25 protein-coding genes and 1 other annotated feature are annotated in these 24,136 nt (G+C 52.3%); of the genes, 16 read left to right on the forward strand and 9 right to left on the reverse strand.

Annotation, left to right across the window (positions count from 1 at the left end):
* Nucleotides 1-126: 126 nt before the first annotated feature.
* On the forward strand, nt 127-642 hold the full coding sequence (luxS, locus tag FY046_RS17495; protein WP_133845991.1) for an S-ribosylhomocysteine lyase: 516 nt from the start codon (nt 127-129) through the stop codon (nt 640-642).
* A 47-nt stretch (nt 643-689) separates the two neighbouring features.
* On the opposite strand, the gene FY046_RS17500 is transcribed toward luxS, so the two are convergent.
* Together FY046_RS17500 and FY046_RS17505 are read right to left on the reverse strand one after the other, a co-directional pair.
* Entirely contained in the window at nt 690-1,979 is a 1,290-nt protein-coding gene (locus FY046_RS17500) for an HlyC/CorC family transporter (protein ID WP_159337964.1), read from the reverse strand.
* A 22-nt stretch (nt 1,980-2,001) separates the two neighbouring features.
* Complete coding sequence (locus tag FY046_RS17505) at nt 2,002-2,793, reverse strand: cytochrome C assembly family protein (RefSeq protein ID WP_133845989.1); 792 nt, start codon at nt 2,791-2,793, stop codon at nt 2,002-2,004.
* Nucleotides 2,794-2,958: 165 nt separating this feature from the next.
* Here FY046_RS17505 and ffh point away from each other — a divergent pair, with 165 nt between their 5' ends.
* The 9 genes from ffh (at nt 2,959) to FY046_RS17550 (ending at nt 10,074) form a co-directional block, all read left to right on the forward strand.
* The gene (ffh, locus tag FY046_RS17510; protein ID WP_133845988.1) at nt 2,959-4,320 is read left to right on the forward strand and encodes a signal recognition particle protein; all 1,362 of its coding nucleotides are present in this window, start codon (nt 2,959-2,961) and stop codon (nt 4,318-4,320) included.
* Nucleotides 4,321-4,456: 136 nt separating this feature from the next.
* On the forward strand, nt 4,457-4,705 hold the full coding sequence (gene rpsP / locus FY046_RS17515) for a 30S ribosomal protein S16 (protein WP_004155935.1): 249 nt from the start codon (nt 4,457-4,459) through the stop codon (nt 4,703-4,705).
* Nucleotides 4,706-4,723: 18 nt separating this feature from the next.
* Nucleotides 4,724-5,272: a ribosome maturation factor RimM gene (gene rimM / locus FY046_RS17520; RefSeq protein WP_133845987.1), complete on the forward strand. Its 549-nt coding sequence runs from the start codon at nt 4,724-4,726 to the stop codon at nt 5,270-5,272.
* 35 nt (nt 5,273-5,307) lie between these two features.
* On the forward strand, nt 5,308-6,060 hold the full coding sequence (gene trmD / locus FY046_RS17525; RefSeq protein ID WP_133845986.1) for a tRNA (guanosine(37)-N1)-methyltransferase TrmD: 753 nt from the start codon (nt 5,308-5,310) through the stop codon (nt 6,058-6,060).
* Nucleotides 6,061-6,128: 68 nt separating this feature from the next.
* Complete coding sequence (rplS, locus tag FY046_RS17530; protein ID WP_133845985.1) at nt 6,129-6,479, forward strand: 50S ribosomal protein L19; 351 nt, start codon at nt 6,129-6,131, stop codon at nt 6,477-6,479.
* A gap of 217 nt (nt 6,480-6,696) precedes the next feature.
* Nucleotides 6,697-7,629, forward strand: a complete 933-nt coding sequence (locus tag FY046_RS17535; protein WP_421508078.1) for a DMT family transporter — start codon at nt 6,697-6,699, stop codon at nt 7,627-7,629.
* A 171-nt stretch (nt 7,630-7,800) separates the two neighbouring features.
* On the forward strand, nt 7,801-8,346 hold the full coding sequence (locus FY046_RS17540) for a YfiR family protein (RefSeq protein ID WP_133845983.1): 546 nt from the start codon (nt 7,801-7,803) through the stop codon (nt 8,344-8,346).
* Nucleotides 8,339-9,568 (forward strand): diguanylate cyclase DgcN, encoded by a 1,230-nt coding sequence (dgcN, locus tag FY046_RS17545; RefSeq protein ID WP_133845982.1) that lies wholly within the window; start codon nt 8,339-8,341, stop codon nt 9,566-9,568. The genes FY046_RS17540 and dgcN overlap by 8 nt, the downstream gene beginning before the upstream one ends.
* A 35-nt stretch (nt 9,569-9,603) precedes the next feature.
* A complete protein-coding gene (locus tag FY046_RS17550) occupies nt 9,604-10,074 on the forward strand; it encodes an OmpA family protein (RefSeq protein WP_374760153.1) in 471 nt (156 codons plus the stop codon).
* A 52-nt stretch (nt 10,075-10,126) separates the two neighbouring features.
* Here the strand turns inward: FY046_RS17550 and FY046_RS17555 are convergent, their stop codons facing one another.
* Complete coding sequence (locus tag FY046_RS17555) at nt 10,127-10,807, reverse strand: CTP synthase C-terminal region-related (seleno)protein (RefSeq protein ID WP_167863249.1); 681 nt, start codon at nt 10,805-10,807, stop codon at nt 10,127-10,129.
* Between the two features lie 108 nt (nt 10,808-10,915).
* Here FY046_RS17555 and FY046_RS17560 point away from each other — a divergent pair, with 108 nt between their 5' ends.
* A complete protein-coding gene (locus FY046_RS17560) occupies nt 10,916-11,662 on the forward strand; it encodes a GNAT family N-acetyltransferase (RefSeq protein ID WP_133845979.1) in 747 nt (248 codons plus the stop codon).
* On the opposite strand, the gene FY046_RS17565 is transcribed toward FY046_RS17560, so the two are convergent.
* Nucleotides 11,597-12,124 (reverse strand): GNAT family N-acetyltransferase, encoded by a 528-nt coding sequence (locus FY046_RS17565; RefSeq protein WP_133845978.1) that lies wholly within the window; start codon nt 12,122-12,124, stop codon nt 11,597-11,599. The genes FY046_RS17560 and FY046_RS17565 overlap by 66 nt on opposite strands.
* 315 nt (nt 12,125-12,439) lie before the next feature.
* Here FY046_RS17565 and FY046_RS17570 point away from each other — a divergent pair, with 315 nt between their 5' ends.
* Nucleotides 12,440-13,510, forward strand: coding sequence for a 3-deoxy-7-phosphoheptulonate synthase (locus FY046_RS17570; RefSeq protein ID WP_133845977.1), 1,071 nt, complete (start codon nt 12,440-12,442; stop codon nt 13,508-13,510).
* A 15-nt stretch (nt 13,511-13,525) separates the two neighbouring features.
* Nucleotides 13,526-14,647 carry a bifunctional chorismate mutase/prephenate dehydrogenase gene (gene tyrA / locus FY046_RS17575; RefSeq protein ID WP_259152518.1) on the forward strand — a complete coding sequence of 374 codons (1,122 nt, stop codon included), beginning with the start codon at nt 13,526-13,528 and terminating at the stop codon, nt 14,645-14,647.
* Here tyrA and FY046_RS17580 read toward each other — a convergent pair.
* From FY046_RS17580 to bamD, 5 genes are all read right to left on the reverse strand, one after another.
* Nucleotides 14,644-15,405: a substrate-binding domain-containing protein gene (locus FY046_RS17580; RefSeq protein WP_133845975.1), complete on the reverse strand. Its 762-nt coding sequence runs from the start codon at nt 15,403-15,405 to the stop codon at nt 14,644-14,646. The genes tyrA and FY046_RS17580 overlap by 4 nt on opposite strands.
* Nucleotides 15,402-16,457 carry an ABC transporter substrate-binding protein gene (locus FY046_RS17585; RefSeq protein ID WP_446186318.1) on the reverse strand — a complete coding sequence of 352 codons (1,056 nt, stop codon included), beginning with the start codon at nt 16,455-16,457 and terminating at the stop codon, nt 15,402-15,404. The genes FY046_RS17580 and FY046_RS17585 overlap by 4 nt, the downstream gene beginning before the upstream one ends.
* A gap of 122 nt (nt 16,458-16,579) precedes the next feature.
* Nucleotides 16,580-17,740, reverse strand: a complete 1,161-nt coding sequence (pheA, locus tag FY046_RS17590; protein WP_133845974.1) for a bifunctional chorismate mutase/prephenate dehydratase — start codon at nt 17,738-17,740, stop codon at nt 16,580-16,582.
* A gap of 24 nt (nt 17,741-17,764) precedes the next feature.
* Nucleotides 17,765-17,899, reverse strand: a sequence feature (Phe leader region).
* 98 nt (nt 17,900-17,997) lie between these two features.
* Nucleotides 17,998-18,336 (reverse strand): ribosome-associated translation inhibitor RaiA, encoded by a 339-nt coding sequence (gene raiA, locus FY046_RS17595; protein ID WP_133845973.1) that lies wholly within the window; start codon nt 18,334-18,336, stop codon nt 17,998-18,000.
* 268 nt (nt 18,337-18,604) lie between these two features.
* Nucleotides 18,605-19,336, reverse strand: a complete 732-nt coding sequence (gene bamD / locus FY046_RS17600; RefSeq protein WP_133845972.1) for an outer membrane protein assembly factor BamD — start codon at nt 19,334-19,336, stop codon at nt 18,605-18,607.
* 134 nt (nt 19,337-19,470) lie between these two features.
* On the opposite strand from bamD, the gene rluD reads away from it, so the two are divergent.
* From rluD to clpB, 3 genes are all read left to right on the forward strand, one after another.
* Nucleotides 19,471-20,448: a 23S rRNA pseudouridine(1911/1915/1917) synthase RluD gene (gene rluD / locus FY046_RS17605; RefSeq protein WP_133845971.1), complete on the forward strand. Its 978-nt coding sequence runs from the start codon at nt 19,471-19,473 to the stop codon at nt 20,446-20,448.
* The gene (gene yfiH / locus FY046_RS17610) at nt 20,448-21,176 is read left to right on the forward strand and encodes a purine nucleoside phosphorylase YfiH (RefSeq protein ID WP_421505287.1); all 729 of its coding nucleotides are present in this window, start codon (nt 20,448-20,450) and stop codon (nt 21,174-21,176) included. The genes rluD and yfiH overlap by 1 nt, the downstream gene beginning before the upstream one ends.
* 125 nt (nt 21,177-21,301) lie before the next feature.
* A complete protein-coding gene (clpB, locus tag FY046_RS17615) occupies nt 21,302-23,875 on the forward strand; it encodes an ATP-dependent chaperone ClpB (protein WP_159337970.1) in 2,574 nt (857 codons plus the stop codon).
* The last annotated feature ends 261 nt before the right edge of the window (nt 23,876-24,136 follow it).

Genomic DNA, 24,136 nt, shown 5'->3' on the forward strand with positions numbered 1-24,136 from the left:
GCATCTCTGTTGTTGTCAGGGATGAGATGGATGATAACAAATGCGCGTCTTTCATATATTCAGACGCGCAGCGTTCGAGAAAGTTTCATCAGTTCAAAAATAAATTCATTTGTTGAGGTAACAAGTATGCCATTGCTGGATAGCTTTACCGTCGATCACACCATCATGGCCGCTCCTGCTGTACGCGTAGCTAAAACCATGAATACCCCTGCTGGCGACACCATCACGGTTTTCGATCTGCGTTTCTGCCGACCGAATATCGAGATTTTGACCGAACGCGGTATCCACACGCTGGAGCACCTTTTTGCCGGCTTCATGCGCGATCACCTGAACGGTGACGGTGTGGAAATCATTGATATTTCGCCAATGGGTTGCCGTACGGGCTTCTACATGAGCCTGATTGGCACGCCGGACGAGCAGCGTGTAGCAAAAGCATGGAAAGCCGCGATGGCTGATGTGCTGAAAGTGAAAAACCAGAGTGATATCCCTGAACTGAATATTTATCAGTGCGGGACCTGTGAAATGCACTCACTGGATGAAGCGCAGGACATCGCGCGTAACATCCTCGACAACGACATTCGCGTTAACCGTAACGATGAACTGGCGCTGCCGAAAGAAAAACTGAAAGAACTGCATATCTAAATCGTAGGGGCGAAGCATGCTTCGCCCGGGTCAGGCATGCCTGACCCCTACGACGATCCCACCGACTCCTTTAGCGACGTTTGCGGTGTAATCCGTACCTGCTTAATCATATTGTCCTGCACGTCCAGAATGTCGACGGCATAATGGCCAATTTGTACCGTGGTATTGGCGAGCGGAATATCCTGCAATGCCTCAAGGATCATGCCGTTAACGGTGCGCGCTTCGACTTCCGGCAGTGTCCAGTTAAAGGCTTTATTGAGCTCGCGTATGTTTGCGCTGCCCTCAATCAATACCGAACCATCATTCTGTGGTACCACTTCTTCGGCCAGCGTCGGGGACATGGACGTGGTGAAGTCGCCGACAATCTCTTCCAGAATATCTTCGATGGTCACCAGACCTTTAATATCGCCGTACTCATCGACGACCAGCCCGACCTTCTTCTTATTCCGCTGGAACTTGACCAGCTGTACGTTGAGCGGTGTTCCTTCTGGCACATAGTAAATTTCATCCGCGGCGCGCAGCATCACCTCTTTGGTGAACTCTTTCTTCTCGGTCATCAGACGATAAGCTTCGCGCACACGCAGCATGCTCATGGCATTGTCGAGGGTGTCGCGATACAGGACGATACGGCCGTGGGGTGAGTGAGTCAGCTGGCGTACGATCGATTTCCAGTCGTCGTTAATATTGATACCGACAATTTCGTTACGCGGCACCATGATGTCATCGACATTCACTTTTTCAAGATCGAGGACGGACAGCAGCATATCCTGATTGCGGCGTGACATCAGTGAACGCGATTCGTACACGATGGTACGCAATTCGTCTTTGCTCAAAGCCGCACTGATTGCGCCATCGCTCTTCATTCCCACCAGACGCATCAGCATGCGGGTAATGGTGTTCAGCAGCCATACCAGCGGCATCATAACAATCTGCAAGGGGCCGAGCAGCACGCTGCTGGGGAAGGCCACTTTTTCCGGATAGAGCGCTGCGATGGTTTTTGGCAAGATTTCAGCAAAAACCAGAACAAGAAAGGTCAGAATGCCGGTGGCAATCGCCACACCCGCATCGCCATACAAACGCATGCCGACAATGGTTCCCAGCGCAGAGGCCAGAATGTTGACCAGGTTATTGCCGATCAGCACCAGGCTGATCAGTCGGTCAGGACGACGCAGTAATTTTTCGACACGACGTGCGGCACGGTTACCATTTTTAGCCTGATGACGCAGCTTGTAGCGGTTGAGTGTCATCATGCCGGTTTCGGAACCGGAAAAGTACGCCGACACCAAAATCATAATAACCAGCGTGATGATCAGGGTCGTGGTTGAAACGTGTTCCAAGGGAAATCCTTGTGGTGGTCAATCAGGAGGTTAGGAAGTGCTGCAGCATGCGGCTACCGAAATAAGCCATGGTCAGTAAAAATGCGCCTCCGCAGTTGAACCATACGACACGGCGACCGCGCCAGCCTTCGTGATAATGGCCCCACAGCAGGACGATATAGAGGAACCAGGCCAGGATAGACAGCACGGCTTTATCGATATTTTCACGGCTGAACAGATCTTGCAGATAGAACAATCCGGTACAGAGTACCAGCGTTAACAGCACCACGCCGATCTGGGTGATATGAAACATTTTACGTTCGATGGTCATCAGCGGAGGGATATCGTTGCTGAAGGCCAGCTTCTTGTTCTTCAGTAGCCAGTCAATCCAGGCCAGCTGTAATGCATACAGTGCGGCAATAATTAGTGTGGCATAGGCGAAAAGTGCCAGCCCGATGTGCACCATCATGCCCGGCGTGGTTTCCAGGTGGGTAATAAAGGCGTTAGGCACAAATGTGGCAAATGCCAGGTTGATCAGCGCAAAGCTGTAAACAATCGGCAGCAAAATCCAGCCACGGTTGCGGGAGGCAACAATCGTCATAATCGCACAGATCAACAGGCTCACCAGCGAACCAATGTTCAGCAGGCTGAGGTTCTGCCCGCCATCTGGTCCGAAAATACGCTGCTCCAGCGCCACGGCATGGCAAACCAGGGCGGCGATGGCAGAAAGCACTGCCAGACGACGCCAGGTGCTGTTTTTACGCAACAGGCTGGGAACGATCAGTGCAAGGCTGAATGAGTAGGCGAGTAGCGCCAGAATCGCAATTACAGACATAGAATTCGTCAGGTATCGGCCAGAGAAGAAAAAAGTCAGTATAGCGCCAGCGGCTGCTGGCTCCAAACGATCTCATCGCATATGGCTGAGATCCCAGCGCCTCTATGTTATAATCCGCGCCATTGTGTCGCCGAGGCGGCCTCTCATTACGTTGAGCGAGAGACGATGTTTGATAATTTAACCGACAGACTGTCGCAGACCCTGCGCAATATCAGCGGCCGCGGGCGGCTGACTGAAGATAATATTAAAGACACGCTGCGCGAAGTGCGCATGGCGTTGCTGGAAGCTGACGTCGCGCTGCCGGTCGTCCGTGACTTTATCGGACGCGTCAAAGAGCGCGCCGTCGGTCATGAAGTGAACAAAAGCCTGACCCCGGGCCAGGAGTTCGTTAAGATCGTTAAAAACGAACTGGTTGCTGCCATGGGGGAAGAGAACAACACTCTGAACCTGGCTGCTCAGCCACCTGCTGTGGTACTGATGGCGGGCTTGCAGGGTGCGGGTAAAACCACCAGCGTCGGTAAGCTGGGTAAGTTCCTGCGTGAAAAGCACAAGAAAAAAGTACTGGTGGTGTCTGCTGACGTTTATCGCCCTGCGGCGATTAAACAGTTGGAAACACTGGCAGAGCAGGTCGGCGTTGATTTCTGCCCGTCAGACCTCAGTCAGAAACCGGTCGATATCGTTACCAGCGCGCTGCAACAGGCGAAGCTGAAATTCTACGATGTGCTGCTGGTGGATACCGCAGGTCGCTTGCACGTTGATGAAGCGATGATGGATGAGATCAAACAGATTCACGCCGCGATTAATCCGGTTGAAACACTGTTTGTGGTTGATGCGATGACCGGCCAGGATGCCGCCAACACCGCGAAAGCGTTCAACGAAGCCTTACCGTTGACGGGTGTGGTACTAACGAAAGTCGACGGTGATGCCCGCGGTGGTGCTGCGCTGTCGATTCGTCATATTACCGGTAAGCCGATTAAATTTATGGGCGTCGGTGAGAAAACCGAAGCCCTGGAACCGTTCTACCCGGATCGTATTGCCTCTCGTATTCTCGGTATGGGCGACATGTTGTCGCTGATCGAAGATATTGAAAGCAAAGTAGACCGTGCGCAGGCAGAAAAACTGGCCAGTAAGCTGAAGAAGGGGGATGGTTTCGACCTGAACGACTTCCTCGACCAGTTGAAGCAGATGCGCAACATGGGCGGTATGGCGAGCCTGATGGGCAAGCTGCCGGGCATGGGCCAACTGCCAGATAATGTTAAATCGCAGATGGACGACAAAGTGCTGGTGCGCATGGAAGCGATGATTAATTCAATGACACGCAAAGAGCGTGAAAAACCTGAGATTATCAAAGGCTCCCGTAAGCGCCGCATTGCCACCGGTTCAGGTATGCAGGTGCAGGACGTTAACCGCTTATTGAAGCAGTTCGACGACATGCAGCGCATGATGAAGAAGATGAAGAAGGGCGGTATGGCGAAGATGATGCGCGGCATGAAAGGTATGATGCCGCCGGGCTTCCCTGGCCGCTAAGTCAGCCAGAAAATGACTCAGGCGAATTAGATTGCTTTTTGCGCCAAAATGAGTAAAATTTTCGGGCTTTTTATATTGCATCCGGGCCCCGTTCCCTCAATGGGGCCCGGCTGTTTTATTAACTAAAGAGGATGTTATGGTAACAATTCGTTTGGCACGTCACGGCGCTAAAAAGCGTCCGTTTTATCAGGTAGTCGTAACCGACAGCCGTAATGCTCGCAACGGTCGCTTCATTGAGCGCGTTGGTTTCTTCAACCCGATCGCTTCAGGTCAGGCTGAACCACTGCGTCTGGATCTGGACCGCATTGAGCACTGGGTTGGCCAGGGCGCTACTCTGTCTGATCGCGTTAACGCGCTGATCAAACAAGCTAAGAAAGCAGCTTAATCTGTCACGGTGGTCAACATGAGCAAGCAACTCACCGCCCAGCCTCCCGCTAACCCGTTAATTCTGGGGAAGATGGGCTCGGCCTACGGTATTCGTGGTTGGCTCAAAGTGTTTTCCTCCACCGAAGACGCCGAAAGCATTTTTGACTATCAGCCGTGGTTTATCCAGCGGGCGGGTCAATGGCAGCTTGTCGAGCTGGAAGGCTGGAAGCGCCACAATCAGGACATGATCATCAAAGTCAAAGGCATTGACGATCGTGATGCCGCGGGCCTACTGACCAATTGCGAAATTGTCGTGGACTCAGAGCAACTGCCAGAGCTGGATAACGGCGACTACTACTGGAAAGACCTTATGGGCTGCCAGGTGGTCACGACTGAAGGCTACGAGCTGGGTAAAGTCATCGATATGATGGAAACCGGTTCGAACGACGTTATCGTCGTTAAGGCAAACCTGAAGGATGCATTCGGTGCGCAGGAGCGGTTAATTCCGTTCCTCGATGAACAGGTTATCAAGAATGTCGATCTCACTACTCGTGTTATCACGGTAGATTGGGATCCTGGTTTTTGAGCTCCGAACAAAACGGTAATACTCCGGCGCAAAGTATGTGGATTGGTGTAATCAGCCTGTTTCCTGAAATGTTTCGCGCAATTACCGATTACGGAGTAACTGGCCGGGCAGTAAAAAATGGCCTGCTCAGCATTCAGAGCTGGAGTCCTCGTGACTTCGCTCATGATCGGCATCGCACCGTGGACGAACGTCCATACGGCGGCGGTCCGGGAATGCTAATGATGGTTCAACCTTTACGGGATGCCATCCACGCAGCAAAAGCGGCGGCAGGAGAAGGCGCTAAGGTGATTTATCTGTCACCTCAGGGGCGTAAACTCGATCAAGATGGGGTTTGCGAGCTGGCGACCAACCAGAAATTAATTCTGGTCTGTGGTCGCTACGAAGGGATTGATGAGCGCGTGATTAAAACCGAAATCGATGAAGAATGGTCGATTGGGGATTACGTACTCAGTGGTGGCGAGCTGCCAGCAATGACGCTGATTGACTCGGTTTCCCGGTTTATTCCGGGGGTACTGGGAAAACAGGCGTCAGCCGAGGAAGATTCGTTTTCCGATGGTTTGCTGGATTGCCCACACTATACCCGGCCTGAGGTGTTAGAAGGGATGGAGGTTCCGCCAGTTTTACTGTCGGGCAACCATGCTGATATTCGCCGGTGGCGCCTGAAACAGTCGCTGGGCCGTACCTGGCTTAGAAGACCTGAACTTCTGGAAAACCTGGCTCTGACTGAAGAGCAAGCAAAGTTGCTGGCTGAGTTCCAACGGGAACACACCCAGGCAACAAAACGATGATACGGTTGAACGGGCATAGCGCTTAGTTCGCCTTAACTATCAGTTTACCCAGGATAAGAGATTTAATTATGAGCAACATTATTAAGCAGATCGAACAAGAACAGATGAAACAGGACGTACCTTCATTCCGTCCGGGTGATTCCGTGGAAGTGAAAGTATGGGTCGTTGAAGGTGCTAAAAAGCGTCTGCAGGCATTCGAGGGCGTGGTTATCGCTATTCGTAACCGCGGTCTGCATTCTGCATTCACTGTTCGCAAAATTTCTAACGGCGAAGGCGTTGAGCGTGTATTCCAGACTCACTCCCCAGTAATCGACTCGATTGCTGTGAAACGTCGTGGTGCTGTACGTAAAGCCAAACTGTACTACCTGCGTGAGCGTACTGGTAAGTCTGCACGTATCAAAGAACGTCTGGGCGCTTAAGCGACATCTGATAGTTAATAGCAATAAAGGGGCTGACCGAAAGGTTGGCCCCTTTTTTTTGAGTTTGTCACGATCGCATACATCTTGCGAAATTTCCTGCCTTTTGCCTCCGCGAAAAAAAATAAAAAGTCGTTTCATGCTGATTTTTAAGCTGATATAAAAAAAATTCCGCGTATGTTTGATAGATACCTATCTACTGCCAGGAATTCTGCACGCTATGCGCCCTTCGCCCAGTCCCTCGACCGGTGTGTCGATGAAAATCGCCGGTGCCCTGACCTCTACGTTAATGATGGCCTGCGTGAAAGGCCTGGATGGCACCATTCCGGTCGGGGAAGTGATCTTCTTTCGTTCTTCTGTTGCGCTGATCCCTCTGTTTATCTGGCTGTGGTGCCAGGGCAACATCCTTGATGGCATCCGTACCCGCAATGTGAAAGGGCATTTTCTGCGTGGACTGGCCGGAACGGGGGGCCTGTACTTTAGCTACCTTGCACTGCTCTATATCTCCCTGACCGATGTGACTGCCATTAACTATGCGGCGCCGTTGATTACCGTGATCATGGCGGCAATTTTTCTGCGTGAGAAGGTGAAATATCATCGATGGGTGGCAGTGATTGCCGGATTTATTGGCATCCTGGTGATGATGTCTGGCCAGCTATTTTTTGGCCGGGAAGGGGCATTAAGCTCGGTGAGCTGGCTGTCTACGCTTGGCATGATTCTGGCGCTGATGGCAGCAGTGTGTATTGCAGGTGCATCGATACAGATTCGTTATCTGAATGGTATTGAGAAGCCAGGAGCCATTGCTTTCTGGTTTGCGATAACCACCACGCTGACATCGCTTTTCACACTGTGGTTTGGCTGGACGATACCGAATGGCAGGCAACTGATGTTGCTGCTTGGTTGCGGTCTGCTGGGAGGGATTACGCAAATCCTGCTGACCCTGAGTTTGAAATATGCAGATGCTTCTTTGCTGGCGCCGTTTGATTACAGTACGTTGATCTGGTCGGTATTTATTGGCTACCTGTTCTGGGACACATTGCCAGAGTCAGCGACCATTTTCGGCGCGGGTCTGGTCGTGACCGGTGGGGTGATTTCCATGTATTTTGAACGGCGCCATCGCCGGGCGATCACGCCGCTAAATGTGAGCGGTTGAGAGAGCAATAAGTCGGGATGAATAATGGGCTGGCCGTGAGGCTGGCCTTTTTTGTCATTTGCCACATGATGACGAATGTTTCACAGGGTGTTAGGATATTTCTGAATAGAGGTGGGGTGATGAAACCCGTGATGACGGGGCCAAATTAATGGCCGGGATGATAGAGGTTTCATGGCGAAAATATGCGTGCTGTTACTGCCACTCTTGCTGAGTAGCGTCACTCTGCCGATCAGGAGTGAAACGTTAACTGATGCACCTTCGGGCGTGTCAGCGGCAGACGTGCGCCAGACCGTCGCGGGTATTATCAGCTATACCCGATGGCCACACCTTACCGGGCTTCCCCGCCTGTGTATCTTTCGTTCTGCGTACTTCGCTCCTGCGCTCACCGCAGCTTCAGTTGAGCACCCTCCTGCTGTCTGGCAGGCAATCCCCGTAGAGGATGCACAACAGGCGCTGGTCTCGCAGTGCGATATTCTCTACTTTGGCCGTGAATCTTCGCAGCAGCAGGTTGAACTGATTAACAGCTATCAGCTGCGCCCGCTGCTCACCATTGCTGAACAAACCCCTGAGTGCGCAACCGGCAGCGCATTTTGCCTTAAATTTATTAATCACCGGGTGAGTTTTTCGGTGAACCTCGACTCGCTGGGTCGAAGCGGCGTTCGGGTGCATCCCGATGTATTAATGCTGGCATCTTCAGGGAGTAAGCGACATGGATAAATCCTCGGCAGATTACAACAGGGCCAGCTTTCGCAATGCGCTGTTACGTATCAGTGTGATCAGCGTAGTGACCACGATGACCGTGGCGTGGCTGTTTATTTCCGCCACCTCAATGCTGTCATTCCGTCAGTATGCAGATAAGAATCTGCAACTGCTGGCTTATACCGTCAGCCACAGCCTGGAAGCTGCAGTAGTGTTTCGTGACGGTAATGCCGCGATGGACACCCTGAATGAGCTGGGAAAACAGGGACAGTTCTCTTCGGCAGTGGTGACCGACATAAAAGGCAATGAACTTGCCCATTGGGGTGAGGGGAATGAACATGAAATGAATACAGACCCACTGGCGCGTGCGGTCTCCGGCTGGTTATTCCCCAAACCGGTACAGCAACCCATCCTGCATAATGGGGTAAAAGTCGGCAATATCACGCTAACAGGCGAAGATGCCACCGTGACGGACTTTGTCTACCGCTCCCTCAGTGTGCTGACGATCTGTTTGCTGCTGGCCTCGCTGGTCGCACTCCTGTTTACTCGTCATTTATTCAGTGGGCTGATCGCTGCGTTAAGGAGCATGACCGGCGTTGTGCATGATATTCGCGCCACGCGTAATTTTTCACGTCGGGTTCCTCCCTCAAAAATTAATGAACTGCACGTGTTCGGTGAGGATTTTAACAGCCTGCTGATCGAAATTGAAAAGTGGCAACTGCGTGAGCAACAGGAGCGAGATTCTCTGCTGAAGCGTGCGCTGCACGATCCGCTGACCGGGCTGGCCAATCGTGCTGCATTTCGCAGTGCACTGGACAGTGTGCTGAGTGATAGTGCCCGTAAAACCCATACTGCGCTGCTGTTTATGGATGGGGATAACTTTAAGGGTATCAATGATACCTGGGGGCATGCAGCGGGAGATGAAGTCCTGATGGCGATAGCGCAGCGATTATCTGACTGTGCTGCAAATACCCATCTTGTCTGCCGTTTTGGGGGGGATGAATTTGCCATGATCCTTGAAAATGTCAGCCATGATAATGAAGTCCAGGCGGTGATTGACGCGATTAATCTGCGCATGGCTGAGCCGATTGATCTTCAGGGCGGTGAGTCCGTGGTGATGACACTAAGTATTGGCCGCGCGGTAGCCAGCCAGGCTGCGACTGCCGAAGGCGTGATGGAAGCGGCCGATCGCAGTATGTATCTGGAGAAGCAGCAGCATCATCAGCGTGCTGCTTCTTAGTGATAATCATGGGAGATATGATGAAAACAATAAGAATGATGACTGGACTCGTATTGGTGCTGTTACTGGCGGCCTGCCAGAGCGCACCTCAGGGTAAATTCTCGCCTGAACAGATCAGCGCTATGCGATCACAGGGGTTTAGTGAAATCCCGGAAGGATGGATGTTGGGGATCTCTGAGAAGATCCTGTTTGGTAAAAATAAGTCAGAGCTGACGCCGGAGAGTGTTGCAACCGTTCAGCGCATGGCTAAGTTACTCTCCAGCACTGGGCTGCATCACGCGCGCCTTGATGGGCATACCGATAACTATGGTGATGAGAAATATAACGAGGCGTTGTCACTGAAGCGTGCCAACGCGGTAGCCGATGCCTGGGCAAGCGGAGCCGGTGTAGCACGCAGCAATATCACGACCCGGGGGTTGGGTGACAGCGACCCGGTACAGAGCAACAAAACATCACAGGGCCGGGCAGAAAATCGTCGTGTAGCGGTCGTTATCACCGCCCCCTGAAGCAGTCTAAAGAGACTCTGCCTCGTCGGCTATCGCGGGCGAGGCAGCATCATTATCTGGCCGCGCGCAGCAGTTCGACGACCAGTGGTGACAGCTCATCACGCAGTGCAGCGCGTTCGGACTGGAATAATGTAGCGGCATAGAATTTATGTCCCGGAAGTTCCATTGCCCGCACATCCCCCTCACGATCCCAGGCTGTCAGTCGCAGCGGATACGTTTTTAGATCGGCAACAAAATCCGGGTTGACGCCAAAGTTACAGTGATACCCTTCGCTGATTTCTGTCTTACCGTAAGCCTGTGCCAGAAGCGAGCCAGGTTCAATCACAATATCCCCGGTTTTTTCGACCAGCGAACAGCTTAATGGCGCGATCACCAGACGCCCACCGCTGTCGGTTTCGGCATGTCCTGCATCGCTCCAACCCATGACATTACGCGCGTACTCAACAATGGCATACTGAAACCCCCCGCAGGAGCCGAGAAAGGGCACGTTGTTTTCACGGGCATAACGAAGAGTGAGGAATGCCCCCTCGTCGTTACTATACGGACTACCCGGCGTCAGCCACAGGGCATCATATTCCTGTAAAACACCGCTGTCGGTGATGGATTCAGTGGGAAGCCACTGCGGGCTGACATTGAGCTGAAGGGCGTGTGAGGCAAGTTGAACTGCTTTTGGAATGGCCTGATGCGCAACGGCATCGGGGCGATAGTCACCAACCAGAGCTAAACGGATCATGAGTGTTTCCTGTGCAGGTAAAAAAGGATGCTACTGCACAGTCATGATGCTGGCAAGCCGCTAAAGTTATTTCTAAGCTGAAAATTAACGCAGATTAAGGAGAGAGACATGACGCAGCGTATGAATGAATTTGGTCAACCTGTCGGTCCGGCATTGCCTTATTGGCAATCAGTGTCGGTACCAGAAGCAAACCGAATGGTCGGCATTTACTGCCGGCTGGAACCCCTGAATGTTGAGCTTCATTGCGAGGATCTTTATACGGCCTATGCTTCAGCGCCCGATGGTCGGGACTGGACCTGGCTAACGGAAGAACGTCCTGAATCGGTGGAGGCCTTTCGTATCTGGCTCAGTCAGCGTGCAGCCGAGAACGGCTTTGTGACCTTTACCCTCTTTTGTGCAAGGCGTGATAAGCCTGTCGGCCTGGTATCGTATTTACGCATCGATCCGTCTAACGGCGTTCTGGAGATTGGTGGTGTCACCTGGTCACCTCTGATGAAACGCACGGTGATCGGTACGGAAGCGCTTTGGCTGATGATCAACAATGCCTTTACGCTGGGATATCGTCGCTGTGAATGGAAGTGCGACTCTTTGAACGAGCCCTCACGTCAGGCGGCACTGCGCCTGGGGTTTACCTGGGAAGGAACCTTTCGTCAAATGATGGCACGCAAAGGGCGTTCACGGGATTCAGACTGGTTCTCGATTATTGATAGTGAGTGGCCTGCGATCAATCAGGCGCTGGTTCAGTGGCTTTCTGCAGAGAATATTGATGCCAGCGGGCAGCAGCGTCAGTCACTCGGCAACCTGATGCGGGCGGTAAAGCCGATAGATGGCAGTGTTAATTGGCCCACTCTTTAATACGATAAGCCCGAAGCGTATGGCAATCAGCTCTGCGCCTACGCGGGTGGCAACAGCGCGGCTGGCGATATTGCTTTCAGCCGCCAGGATTTCGATGACGTCAATATCCGGTTGCTCAAAAGCCTGCGCTGCAATCTGGCACACAGCCTGACGGGCAATACCTTTACGCTGTTCGCTACGTCGTACCCAGTAACCAAGAGCGGCAGGGATATCGGGTCCGCTGCTGTAACGCAGCCCCACGCCCCCCAGAAGCCGCCCGTCTTCTGTAAACAGCCCGCATTCATTCGCTACGCCCTGACGGCGCTGTAAATGGGTGTAGCTGAACCACTTAAGTGCTTCCTCGGCTGTGTAATCTTCATGGGCCCATGCCATCCACGGTATTAAACTCTTCAGTGACTCCCTGACGGCCTCGACGAAGGCTACAGCATCACTGTTTTCGAATGGGCGTATGACTATTTTCATGATTCACTCTGAATTATTTGTCCTGACGGACAAAAATTATAGCGCCTCTCAGGAGGACAGGTATTGGAAATGATTGGCTTTTTTGATGTTGAAATACTATCTGTAAATATATAATTACAGTTTGAGTTGTGGTGTATTTTGAGGGTTCTTGTTTAACTCATTGTATTTATTTATTTAAATTGTTTTATTGGTGTGGCTTTCTTCTCTGTGGTAATAAATCTGTACATCACTATATTGTTTTATGTACGCATTCTGGTACAGTTGTCAGCAACCTCACTGAGGACCCCTATTAATCGAATGACCAGGATGACGATCATGCAAAAAGATGCGCTGAATAACGTTCACATCGCTGATGAACAGATTCTGATTACCCCGGAAGAACTGAAAAAACAGTTCCCGCTGAACAGCGTACTGGAAGGGCAGATTGCCGCTTCACGTCAGACTATTTCCGATATCATCAGCGGAAAAGATCATCGCTTGCTGGTGGTCTGTGGCCCTTGTTCTATCCACGATACTGAAGCTGCACTGGCCTATGCCCGCGATTTGAAAGCACTGGCGGACCAGGTGGAAGACCAGCTCTACATTGTGATGCGCGTCTACTTTGAAAAGCCACGTACCACGGTTGGCTGGAAAGGTCTGATCAACGATCCGCATATGGATAACACCTTTGATATGGAAGCTGGCCTCCATATTGCACGTCAGCTACTGTTGAATCTGGTGGAGATGGGCTTGCCACTGGCAACGGAAGCGCTGGATCCAAACAGCCCGCAATACCTTGGCGATCTGTTCAGTTGGTCGGCCATCGGTGCACGTACCACCGAATCGCAGACACACCGCGAAATGGCGTCGGGCCTCTCAATGCCGGTAGGCTTCAAAAATGGTACCGATGGCAGTCTTGGCACCGCGATTAATGCAATGCGTGCAGCCGCGATGCCACACCGTTTCGTGGGTATCAACCAGGCAGGGCAGGTGTGCCTGCTGCAAACCCAGGGTAATCCTGACGGGCATGTGATCCTGCGCGGTGGGAAAAGCCCGAACTACGGTCCGGCCGATGTGGCGCAGTGCGAAAAAGAGATGCAGCAGGCGGGACTCCGTCCTTCCTTGATGATAGATTGCAGTCATGGCAATTCTAATAAAGATTTTCGTCGCCAGTCCGGCGTGGCCGAGTCTGCCGTTGCGCAGATTAAAGATGGCAACCGTTCAATTATGGGTCTGATGCTGGAAAGTAACATTCACGAAGGCAACCAGTCTTCTGAGCAGCCGCGCAGTGATATGCGCTACGGCGTTTCCGTTACCGATGCCTGCATTAACTGGGAAACAACGGAAACCCTGCTGCGTGAAATTCATCAGGATTTGACCGGAGTACTGGCGGCGCGTCTGTCGTAAGAGGGTTAATGAGTTATGGTGGCTGAACTGACCGCGTTACGCGATCAAATTGATGAAGTCGATAAAGCGCTATTGGATCTGCTGGCGAAACGGCTGACGCTGGTCGCCGAAGTCGGCGAGGTAAAAAGCCGCTACGGGTTACCGATTTATGTTCCTGAGCGTGAGGCCACGATGCTGGCCTCACGCCGTCATGAAGCGGAGTTGCTGGGCGTGCCTCCCGATCTGATCGAGGATGTTCTGCGCCGCGTGATGCGTGAATCCTACACCAGCGAAAACGATAAGGGCTTTAAAACCCTCTGTCCCGAACTGCGTCCGGTAGTGATTGTTGGCGGTAAGGGGCAGATGGGGCGTCTGTTTGAGAAGATGCTTACCCTGTCGGGTTATCAGGTACAGATCCTCGATAAAAATGACTGGGATAACGCAGAAGCGATGCTGGCCAACGCGGGCATGGTGATTATTAGTGTTCCTATCCATCTGACCGAGCAGGTGATTGGTGAGCTGCCTCCGCTGCCGCAGGATTGCATCCTGGTGGATCTGGCCTCGGTGAAAAATAAACCGTTGCAGGCCATGCTGGCCGCGCATGCAGGACCGGTGCTGGGGTTACACCCCATGTTCGGCCCGGATAGCGGCAGCCTGGCGAAGCAGGTGGTGGTGTGGTGTGATGGTCGTCAGCCGGAAGCCTATCAGTGGTTCCTGGAACAGATTCAGGTATGGGGCGCACGCCTGCACCGTATCAGTGCCGTGGAGCATGACCAGAACATGGCGTTTATTCAGGCATTGCGCCACTTCGCTACGTTTGCTTATGGTCTGCACCTGGCAGAAGAAAATGTTCAACTGGACCAACTGCTGGCGCTTTCATCACCGATCTATCGACTGGAGCTGGCGATGGTCGGACGCCTGTTTGCTCAGGATCCACAGCTCTACGCCGACATTATTATGTCTTCAGAAAGCAATCTGGCCCTGATCAAACGGTATTATAAGCGGTTTGGAGAGGCAATAAAGTTGCTGGAGCAGGGCGATAAGCAGGCGTTTATCGACAGCTTCCGCCGGGTAGAGCATTGGTTTGGCGACCACGCGAAACGCTTCCAGGCAGAAAGCCGCACGTTACTGCGTCAGGCAAATGACAGCAGACCCTAGTGTTTAACAGGAGGGGCCGACATATCTGGCCCCTCCGTTTTAATCGTACCAAACCCCGCCTTGACGAAAATCTCCTGTCCCTCACAAGTTAACAACAGCTCAGCGAGCTTGTGGCCTGCGGGCTGACAAACAGCATAGCCATAGTCAGCGCGAGTTTGCCACGCCTCAGGTATCAACAACGTCGTAATACCCTCATTCGCCTGTAGAAGATGCGCATAGCTGCGGTAGCCAATAAAGAGATCGGCCTGCCCTGACTTTATCAACCAGACTGAAGCCTGCATCCCCGGAGGTACGGGTACGGAATCCTTTCCACCGACCAGTGGCATCGCACGCTGCTTTAACCGTTGGCCCAGTTCAGTCTCATGCTGTCCAATACGTTCGAATAGCTGCCAGGCGTAATCGCCACAGGGATCGCAGCCAGGTGTTGAGGTGGCGAGACGCAGAGCAGGATTGCGCAACAGATCGAGCCACTCAGCCGCCGAATCGACGCTATCGCTGCGAACGTTCAGGCACAAAAAGTTATGGCAGAATACGCCTGTCCTTTGTGCCAGCCCTGCCTGTAACAGTGTCTGCGGATGGGCAATACTGGCAGAGACGAACAAATCGCAGGCCTCACCTTGCTCTATACGCTGACGCAGTATTCCGGCTGGACCGAACTGCGTTTCTATCCCCGCCGGATAATAGTGCTGGAATGCACTTACCACGCCTGGCCAGACGTGACGCAGGCTGCCCGCGGCCAATACCTGTAAAGGCTTCATCCGTTGTTGCCGTGGTAGTGAGTACGGTAAAAACGTTGATACCAGCTGTCTGCCTGCTGCTGCATATCAATATCCGTAAATCTGGCCGGGTACAGTTTCTTCGCCATCCACAATTCTCCCAGTGCCATCGCTTCCGGCATCGGGTAGCCCCAGGCCTTGGCATACTCTGGCATCAGATAAACCCGGTGATTTTTGACGGTATCCACGGCCTGCCAGGCGGGCTGCTGGTTAATCTCGTCGAGTACTTTTGGATAACGGTCCTGGACAAAGATGACCTGCGGATTCCATGCCAGAATTTGCTCCATTGAAACCTGCTTGTAGCCCTTAACGGTTGATGCGGCAACGTTCATTGCTCCGGCATGCGCCATCATCAGCCCGGTGTATTTCCCCGAACCATAGGTTGTCAGATCGGGGTTAGCCATGTAGACACGAATACGCTCTTTTTCCGGAATGTCCTTGAGCCGGTCGGCAACCTGCTGACGCTGTTTAAAGGTTTCTGCAACCAGAGCGTCGGCCTGCTTTTGCTGATTGACCACCTCGCCAATCAGACGGATACCCTGTGCAAGGCCATCATTGTAGGCCTGTTCTTCATTTTCTAACGGTGGGTTGAGCTGGGCCTGCTGTGTGCCGCTGTCGGTACGCAGAGAGATGGCAATAACAGCGATGCCGAGATCCTGAATCTGATCAATCATTTCCTGGGGCGCATAGTTCGTGACAAACACCACCTGCGGATGAAGGGCAACCAGCTTCTCCAGATCAACATGGGTCAGATCGCCCAGCATCGGCAACGTATTCAACTGGGGTACCAGACGTGCATAGCCGTCGCCCAGCTGCTGTTTCCAGTTGCTGAGAATGCCGACTATTTTTCCCGTGGCATCGAGCTGTACCAGTAGATTTAAGGTCTGATGCTGAAGGACGACGACCCGATCAACGCGATCGGGCAATGTCACCTGACGACCGAGCTGATCGGTTACCTGGCGTGATGCTTGCGCAGAAAAAACGAATAAAGCAGAAAGAATAAGTACGGAAAAAGAGCGGAAAAGGGAAGTCATCATCACTGCCTGAGTATCGTTGTATATCTTATGATATAGCGATCGACATCACAGGGTAAATGATTCTCTGTGGCAAAAGGGGAAAATCACCAGCCGCGATTGGGCTGGCGAGGTGTCCGGCGTTATTGGGGATCGATGGCGACGACGTTTTCGCTAGGGTAGCAGCCCAGTACCTTCAGGGAACGTGTGATTGGCGTCAGCTCGCTTAGCGCCTGCTGTACAGCATCGGTATTCAGGTTGCCCTGGAAATCGATGTAAAACATCTCCTGCCATGGATTCCCGTTAATCGGGCGCGACTCCAGTTTACTCATTGTCAGATTATGTTTTCGCAGCACCAGCAGAGCTTCCACCAGGGCGCCTGCCTGCTGGCCAGTGGCCATAATCAGCGTGGTTTTTGCCGGAACCTGGAGTGAAACCTCGACCGGCTTACGGGCCAGTACGATGAAGCGGGTAATGTTCTGGCGCTGGTTAGCCAGATTCCGCTCCAGCACCTGTAAACCATAAAGCTCACCGCCGGCTTCACTACCCAGCGCGGCAACTTTCGGTGAATTCATGGCAGCGACTCTCTCCATCGCAGCCGCAGTACTTTCGGTGTACTCAATTTTCCAGTGCGGATGACGATTGATGAACTGGCTGCACTGCTGGAATGGCTGAGGGTGACTGTAGACTGTCTCAATCTGCTGCAGGTCAGTATTACCGGAGACGAGGACGCAGTGATCAATAGGGATAGTGATCTCACCGACAATAGACAGGCTGGTTTGCTGCAACAGGTCATAGACATCAGTGATTGACCCTGAAGTCGTATTCTCAACCGGCAGCACGGCGTAGTCAGCCAGCCCGGTTTCAACCTGATTGAAGATATCGTGAAACTTCAGGCAGCCATTCTCAATGAAGTTATCGAAATGACGTGCGGCATAGTGGCGTGATGCCAGATGCGAGTAAGAGCCTTTTGGCCCGAGAAAGGCGATGCGCGCAGAGTGAGCGTTGGTGTTGTTCAGATGTTTTTGCAGCAGCGCCTGCTGAGTCAGCACGGAATCTTCAATGATTTGCTGAAACAGGCGTGTGATGTAATGCGCATCCAGCTTATGGCCTTTGCCCAGAGTGATCAGGTGCTCAAGCAGATCGCGTTCGCGGTCGATATCACGGACGGGACGGTGGGTGGCCATTTTGGCCTCAGCAACTTCTACCGCCAGCGCACGGCGCTGGGCCAGCAGGGCCAGCAGTTGTTCGTCCAGTGCGCTGATCTTACCGCGCAGAGCCAGCAAAGGATTTTCGGGATTCATATTTGCTACCTGTCAGATGTTACTAAAAAAAAAGCCTCCCGTTTGGGAGGCTTTAATGTTCGTCTTCGCATTCACTCTTACACGACGAATTGCCTCCCAAATCAGGGGAAGGTAAAGAAGGTAAAAAAGAATGCGAAGAAAAACTGTGCTGATTTCATTGTGCTATCCATGATGTCTGGAAGGATAAAGTAACCGCTGCAATTTCATTCTGTCAATAAAAAACGCGCCCGCAGGCGCGTTATGACGGTTTAAACCGATTACTCTTCGTCTGTCTCAACCACACTCAGATCTTTAACACTGGCGGTGGCGCGGCGCGCTTCACCTTTATGCTGAACTTTATTCAGCTGACGTTCCAGCTTGTTAATCAGATCGTTGATGGCTGTGTACATATCTTCATGCTTGGCGCTGGCAATCAGCGGGCCGTTTGGCGTATTGATAGTTGCATCGGCAACAAACTCTTTCGGCTCTTTTGACAAAACAATGTGTGGATTTATCAGATGAGTTTGCCACTTTTCAAGTTTGGCGAGACGGTCTTCGACATGTTGGCGGATAGCCGGAGTAATTTCCATTTGCTTGCTGGTAATGTTCAGTACCATAGTGCTTACCTCTCTGTCATTTCCGTCTTGGTGAACCCAGCATACCGCGAAAAGTGTGAAAATGTGTGATCAAAATCACGTTATTTTGTCGCTTTTTGTCAAGAAGAACAAAACTGTGAGATGGGCGGGTAAATAGGGCTCTGGGGGTTGTCGAGGGGCATTTTCAGTGTCATTGTTGATAGGTTAACCTGACTGGAAATTTGGCATTTTGCCGTTTTTTAGTCAAAAAAATGGCAGCCCAGAGGCTGCCATTTTTGTCAGGTCAGACTCAGGCCTGATTGGTCGCAATGATTTTTGCCACACGATCGGCTTCTGCATTCAGCTGCAGATGACGGTAAGCATTTTCCATCAGCGGCAGTGCAGTGCGCGTAGCCTTTGTATCCGGGTAATCTTTCAGCATTTGCTCTACACGGTTAACCACAGCGACATACGCCTCGCGTTTAGTGTAGAATTCCGCCACGGATAACTCATATTTCGCCAGACGATCTTTCAGGAACACCAGGCGCTTGCGTGCATCGGTTGCATACTGGCTGTTTGGATAGCCACGCAGCAGCTGCGAGAAGTCTTTGAAAGCATCACGCGCATGGGTTGGATCGCGGTCTGAGCGGTCGATACCAAAAAAGCCTTGCAATGCACTGTCATCCAGCGCCATGTCCGTCAGACCACGCATATAAATAACGTAATCAATGTTCGGATGCGTTGGATTCAGGCGCATAAAGCGGTCAATGGCGGCTTGCGCCAGCGGCAAATCGGCATTTTTGTAGTATGCGTAGATCAGGTCTAGCTGAACTTGCTGGGAGTAAGGGCCGAATGGATAGCGGTTATCAAGCGCTTCCAGTTGCGTTATTGCTCCTTTAAAGTTACCGTCCTGCAGTTTTTGCTGGGCAGTGGCATAAATCTCGGAAGGCGGGCTGTCAGGCACCACATCCTTGGAGCCGGAACATCCAGCTAATGCCAGGCTCAACGTGGCTGCAGCCACCAGATATTTCATACGCGTCATGACGATTTGCTTATCCTCAGAGTGTTATTCAGGAAGCTGTCCGTTAAGCTTCCGATAGTGACCAGGTACGATAGCACATTATATTAAACGGCATCGCCGTGAAAACCCAACGTTAACGAAGAAGCTGTTTATTTATGGCACAACAAGTAAAACTCAACGCAACGGTATCCGAATCGCAACTCGGACAACGCTTAGATCAGGCTTTGGCCGAATTGTTCCCTGATTATTCACGTTCTCGCATAAAAGAATGGATTCTCGACCGTCGCATCACCGTCAACGGTGCAATTATCGACAAACCGAAAGAAAAAGTGCTCGGCGGTGAGCAAATTATCATCGATGCGGAAATTGACGAAGAAGCTCGCTGGGAAGCGCAGGATATCCCACTGAACATCGTCTATGAAGATGACGACATTCTGGTGATTAACAAACCGCGCGATCTGGTGGTTCATCCGGGAGCCGGTAATCCTGATGGCACGGTGCTGAATGCACTGTTGCATCATTTCCCGGCGATTGCTGATGTGCCTCGTGCTGGCATTGTGCACCGTCTGGATAAAGATACGACAGGTCTGATGGTGGTGGCGAAAACGGTCCCTGCACAGACGCACCTGGTGGAGTCACTGCAACTGCGCGAGTTCACTCGCGAGTATGAAGCCGTGGCTATTGGTCGTATGACAGCAGGCGGTACGGTTGATCAACCGATCAGTCGTCACTCGACTAAACGTACCCACATGGCAGTGCATCCGATGGGTAAACCAGCAACGACGCATTACCGCATTATGGAGCATTTCCGTGCCCATACGCGTTTGCGCCTGCGTCTGGAAACTGGCCGTACTCACCAGATCCGTGTGCATATGTCGCACATTAACCATCCGCTGGTGGGTGATCCGCTGTACGGTGGTCGTCCGCGTCCACCGAAAGGGGCATCAGATGCCTTTATCAGTACGCTGCGTGGTTTCGATCGTCAGGCCCTGCACGCCACCATGCTCCGTCTCTATCACCCGATTACCGGGATTGAAATGGAATGGCATGCACCGCTGCCACAGGACATGGTCGATTTGATCAATGCACTGAAAGCGGATACCGAAGAATTTAAAGAGCAACTGGACTGGTAATGAGCCTGATTGTACCAAAGTGGTCGGCCCCCGCTAACGTTCGCGCGTGCAGCAGTACGCGCCAGGGGGGCGTCAGCCAGGCACCGTGGGACAGTCTTAACCTCGGTGCTCATGTGGGCGATGAGTTGCAGCATGTGCAGACTAACCGTCAGCGCCTGCTGGAACTGGCCGATTTACCGTCCATGCCACAATGGCTTGAGCAGGTTCATGGTACAGAGGTTCTGACGCTGGACTGGAAGGTGCCGGCTTCACTGCGTGCGGATGCGGCTTATACCCGAACCCCTGGCGTTGTCTGTGCTGTGATGACGGCTGACTGTCTGCCGGTGCTTTTTTGTTCGCAGGATGGCCAGGAAGTGGCTGCCGCGCATGCTGGATGGCGTGGATTATGTGATGGCGTGCTGGAGGCAACAATTAATGCCTTTTCTGCCCCTCCGTCGCAGATTTTCGCCTGGCTTGGCCCGGCGATTGGTCCGGATGCTTTTGAGGTCGGGCCGGAAGTGCGTGAGGCTTTTATTGCGCAAAATCCAGCCGCCGCAGCCGCTTTTTTCCCTAAGGGTGAAAAGTTTTATGCCGATCTCGGACATTTAGCAAAACAGCGTTTAGATGCCATCGGCGTGCGCCACGTCTGGGGTGACGGCCAATGTACCCTCAATCAAAGTGAGCAATTTTTCTCCTTCCGACGCGATGGCGTCACTGGCCGTATGGCAAGTTTGATCTGGCTGATATAACCTAGCGCCATAAGACGGTCCGGATTGATGTTTTTTTCTCCAAAATGTCAGGTCATTACCTTGAAAAATTTGAGGGATGACCTCATTTAATCTCCAGTAGCAATTTGACCTGATAGGGGGAAATTATGCGTCTGGATCGTCTTACTAACAAATTTCAGCTGGCTCTGGCTGATGCTCAATCTCTGGCCCTCGGCCGTGACAATCAATTCATCGAACCTCTGCATCTGATGAGCGCGTTGCTCAATCAGGATGGCGGATCCGTTCGTCCTTTACTGACCGCTGCCGGTGTTGATGTCGCTTCACTGCGTACCAACATTGAACAGGCACTCAGCCGTTTACCGCAGGTCGAAGGCACCGAGGGTGATGTTCAACCTTCTGCTGACCTGGTACGGGTGCTTAACCTGTGTGACAAACTGGCGCAAAAACGTGCCGACAACTTTATTTCATCCGAATTATTCGTTCTGGCGGCGCTTGACTCGCGTGGTTCTCTGGCAGATTTGCTCAAATCTGCGGGGGTCACCAGCGATAAGCTGACGAAAGCGATCGACCAGATGCGTGGAGGCGATAGCGTGAACGACCAGGGAGCTGAAGATCAGCGGCAGGCACTGAAAAAATACACCATCGATCTGACCGAGCGCGCGGAGCTGGGTAAACTTGACCCGGTTATTGGCCGTGACGAAGAAATTCGCCGTACGATTCAGGTCTTGCAGCGCCGTACTAAAAACAACCCGGTACTGATCGGTGAACCTGGTGTTGGTAAAACCGCCATCGTTGAAGGCCTCGCGCAGCGCATCATTAATGGTGAAGTGCCAGAAGGTCTGAAAGGCCGCCGGGTACTGGCACTTGATATGGGAGCGCTGGTGGCGGGTGCCAAATATCGTGGTGAATTCGAAGAGCGCCTGAAAGCGGTGCTCAGCGACCTGTCGAAACAGGAAGGCAATGTCATTCTGTTTATTGATGAGTTGCACACCATGGTCGGTGCCGGTAAGGCTGATGGCGCAATGGACGCGGGCAACATGCTGAAACCTGCACTCGCGCGTGGTGAACTGCACTGCGTGGGCGCCACCACCCTGGATGAATATCGCCAGTATATAGAAAAAGATGCTGCGCTGGAGCGACGCTTCCAGAAGGTCTTTGTTGCTGAACCGAGTGTGGAAGATACCATCGCGATCCTGCGTGGGCTGAAAGAGCGTTATGAGCTGCATCACCATGTGCAGATTACTGACCCGGCTATCGTGGCAGCGGCGACTTTATCGCATCGCTACATTTCTGACCGTAAGTTACCGGATAAGGCGATTGACCTGATTGATGAGGCCGCGTCGAGTATTCGTATGCAGATCGACTCGAAGCCAGAGTCTCTTGACCGCCTTGAGCGACGTATCATTCAGCTGAAACTGGAGCAGCAGGCGCTGAAGAAAGAGTCTGACGATGCCAGTATCAAACGGCTGGAGATGCTGGAAACTGAGCTGAACCAGAAAGAGCGTGAATACTCAGAACTGGAAGAAGAGTGGAAAGCTGAAAAAGCGGAGCTCTCTGGTACTCAGCATATTAAAACTGAGTTAGAACAGGCGAAGCTGGCCATGGAGCAGGCACGTCGTCAGGGAGACCTCGGGCAGATGTCCGAGCTGCAATACGGGAAAATTCCAGAGCTGGAAAAACAGCTTGCTGCCGCGACGCAGACCGAAGGTAAAACCATGCGGCTGCTGCGTAACCGTGTTACCGATGTTGAGATTGCTGATGTGTTGGCACGTTGGACCGGTATTCCTGTTGCTCGCATGATGGAAGGTGAGCGTGACAAGTTACTGCGTATGGAGCAGGAGTTGCATACGCGGGTGATTGGTCAGAATGAGGCAGTAGAAGCGGTATCGAATGCGATTCGTCGCAGCCGTGCTGGCCTGGCCGACCCGAATCGCCCGATTGGTTCGTTCCTGTTCCTTGGGCCAACCGGGGTAGGGAAAACCGAGTTGTGTAAGGCACTGGCTAACTTTATGTTCGACAGCGATGACGCGATGGTGCGTATCGATATGTCCGAGTTTATGGAAAAACACTCAGTGTCTCGTCTCGTCGGGGCACCTCCGGGCTATGTCGGTTATGAAGAAGGGGGGTATCTGACCGAGGCGGTTCGCCGCAGACCTTACTCTGTCATCCTTCTGGATGAAGTAGAAAAAGCGCATCCGGATGTGTTTAACATTCTGTTGCAGGTGCTGGATGATGGCCGTCTTACTGACGGGCAGGGCAGGACGGTCGACTTCCGTAATACGGTGGTGATCATGACATCGAACCTGGGGTCTGATTTGATCCAGGAACGTTTCGGTGCATTGAGCTACGGTGAGATGAAAGAACTGGTGTTGTCGGTTGTCAGCCAGAACTTCCGTCCGGAGTTCATCAACCGTATTGATGAACTGGTCGTCTTCCATCCGCTGGGTGAGCAACATATTGCTTCTATTGCACGCATCCAGCTTGCACGCCTGTATCAGCGTCTGGACGATCGTGGGTATGCTCTGCATATCTCTGAAGCGGCGCTGCAGAAGCTGGGTGAAAATGGTTATGACCCGGTCTATGGGGCAAGGCCGCTGAAACGTGCAATTCAGCAGCAAATTGAGAACCCGCTGGCACAGCAGATACTTTCTGGTGCGCTGATTCCGGGGAAAACCATAGAAATGGATGTACAGGATGGCGTAATCGTCGCACATCAGTAATCACGGGAAGTAACAGAAATGGGCCTTTGGCCCATTTCTGTTTATTAAAGCAGCATAAATCGAGGTCATAAGCGGCTTTTGCATGAAAAATAAGCATGTGAAAAGTTTTTTGCAATTAGCCCTTGTCAGTCGCCAGAAAATCCCTATACTGCGCCTCCACTGACACGGAACAACGGCTTACAAGTCAACGTGTCAGGAGGTTCAGGAAGCATCTGAACCGCCGGAAAAACTTCTCAAAAAGAAGTTGACTCCGAAGGAGGG

Source organism: Erwinia sp. 1181_3, assembly GCF_052824965.1.

Excerpts from the sequence above, each read along its gene's own strand:
- rimM (WP_133845987.1), top strand. The coding sequence starts at position 4,724 with ATGAGCAAGCAACTCACCGCCCAGCCTCCCGCTAACCCGTTAATTCTG.
- FY046_RS17570 (WP_133845977.1), top strand. The coding sequence starts at position 12,440 with ATGCAAAAAGATGCGCTGAATAACGTTCACATCGCTGATGAACAGATT.
- ffh (WP_133845988.1), top strand. The coding sequence starts at position 2,959 with ATGTTTGATAATTTAACCGACAGACTGTCGCAGACCCTGCGCAATATC.
- luxS (WP_133845991.1), top strand. The coding sequence starts at position 127 with ATGCCATTGCTGGATAGCTTTACCGTCGATCACACCATCATGGCCGCT.
- FY046_RS17580 (WP_133845975.1), bottom strand. The coding sequence starts at position 15,405 with ATGAAGCCTTTACAGGTATTGGCCGCGGGCAGCCTGCGTCACGTCTGG.
- FY046_RS17555 (WP_167863249.1), bottom strand. The coding sequence starts at position 10,807 with ATGATCCGTTTAGCTCTGGTTGGTGACTATCGCCCCGATGCCGTTGCG.
- raiA (WP_133845973.1), bottom strand. The coding sequence starts at position 18,336 with ATGGTACTGAACATTACCAGCAAGCAAATGGAAATTACTCCGGCTATC.
- tyrA (WP_259152518.1), top strand. The coding sequence starts at position 13,526 with ATGGTGGCTGAACTGACCGCGTTACGCGATCAAATTGATGAAGTCGAT.
- FY046_RS17535 (WP_421508078.1), top strand. The coding sequence starts at position 6,697 with ATGCGCCCTTCGCCCAGTCCCTCGACCGGTGTGTCGATGAAAATCGCC.
- rplS (WP_133845985.1), top strand. The coding sequence starts at position 6,129 with ATGAGCAACATTATTAAGCAGATCGAACAAGAACAGATGAAACAGGAC.
- FY046_RS17540 (WP_133845983.1), top strand. The coding sequence starts at position 7,801 with ATGGCGAAAATATGCGTGCTGTTACTGCCACTCTTGCTGAGTAGCGTC.
- rluD (WP_133845971.1), top strand. The coding sequence starts at position 19,471 with ATGGCACAACAAGTAAAACTCAACGCAACGGTATCCGAATCGCAACTC.
- rpsP (WP_004155935.1), top strand. The coding sequence starts at position 4,457 with ATGGTAACAATTCGTTTGGCACGTCACGGCGCTAAAAAGCGTCCGTTT.
- dgcN (WP_133845982.1), top strand. The coding sequence starts at position 8,339 with ATGGATAAATCCTCGGCAGATTACAACAGGGCCAGCTTTCGCAATGCG.
- clpB (WP_159337970.1), top strand. The coding sequence starts at position 21,302 with ATGCGTCTGGATCGTCTTACTAACAAATTTCAGCTGGCTCTGGCTGAT.
- pheA (WP_133845974.1), bottom strand. The coding sequence starts at position 17,740 with ATGAATCCCGAAAATCCTTTGCTGGCTCTGCGCGGTAAGATCAGCGCA.
- FY046_RS17560 (WP_133845979.1), top strand. The coding sequence starts at position 10,916 with ATGACGCAGCGTATGAATGAATTTGGTCAACCTGTCGGTCCGGCATTG.
- FY046_RS17505 (WP_133845989.1), bottom strand. The coding sequence starts at position 2,793 with ATGTCTGTAATTGCGATTCTGGCGCTACTCGCCTACTCATTCAGCCTT.
- bamD (WP_133845972.1), bottom strand. The coding sequence starts at position 19,336 with ATGACGCGTATGAAATATCTGGTGGCTGCAGCCACGTTGAGCCTGGCA.
- yfiH (WP_421505287.1), top strand. The coding sequence starts at position 20,448 with ATGAGCCTGATTGTACCAAAGTGGTCGGCCCCCGCTAACGTTCGCGCG.
- FY046_RS17565 (WP_133845978.1), bottom strand. The coding sequence starts at position 12,124 with ATGAAAATAGTCATACGCCCATTCGAAAACAGTGATGCTGTAGCCTTC.
- FY046_RS17550 (WP_374760153.1), top strand. The coding sequence starts at position 9,604 with ATGATGACTGGACTCGTATTGGTGCTGTTACTGGCGGCCTGCCAGAGC.
- trmD (WP_133845986.1), top strand. The coding sequence starts at position 5,308 with ATGTGGATTGGTGTAATCAGCCTGTTTCCTGAAATGTTTCGCGCAATT.
- FY046_RS17585 (WP_446186318.1), bottom strand. The coding sequence starts at position 16,457 with ATGACTTCCCTTTTCCGCTCTTTTTCCGTACTTATTCTTTCTGCTTTA.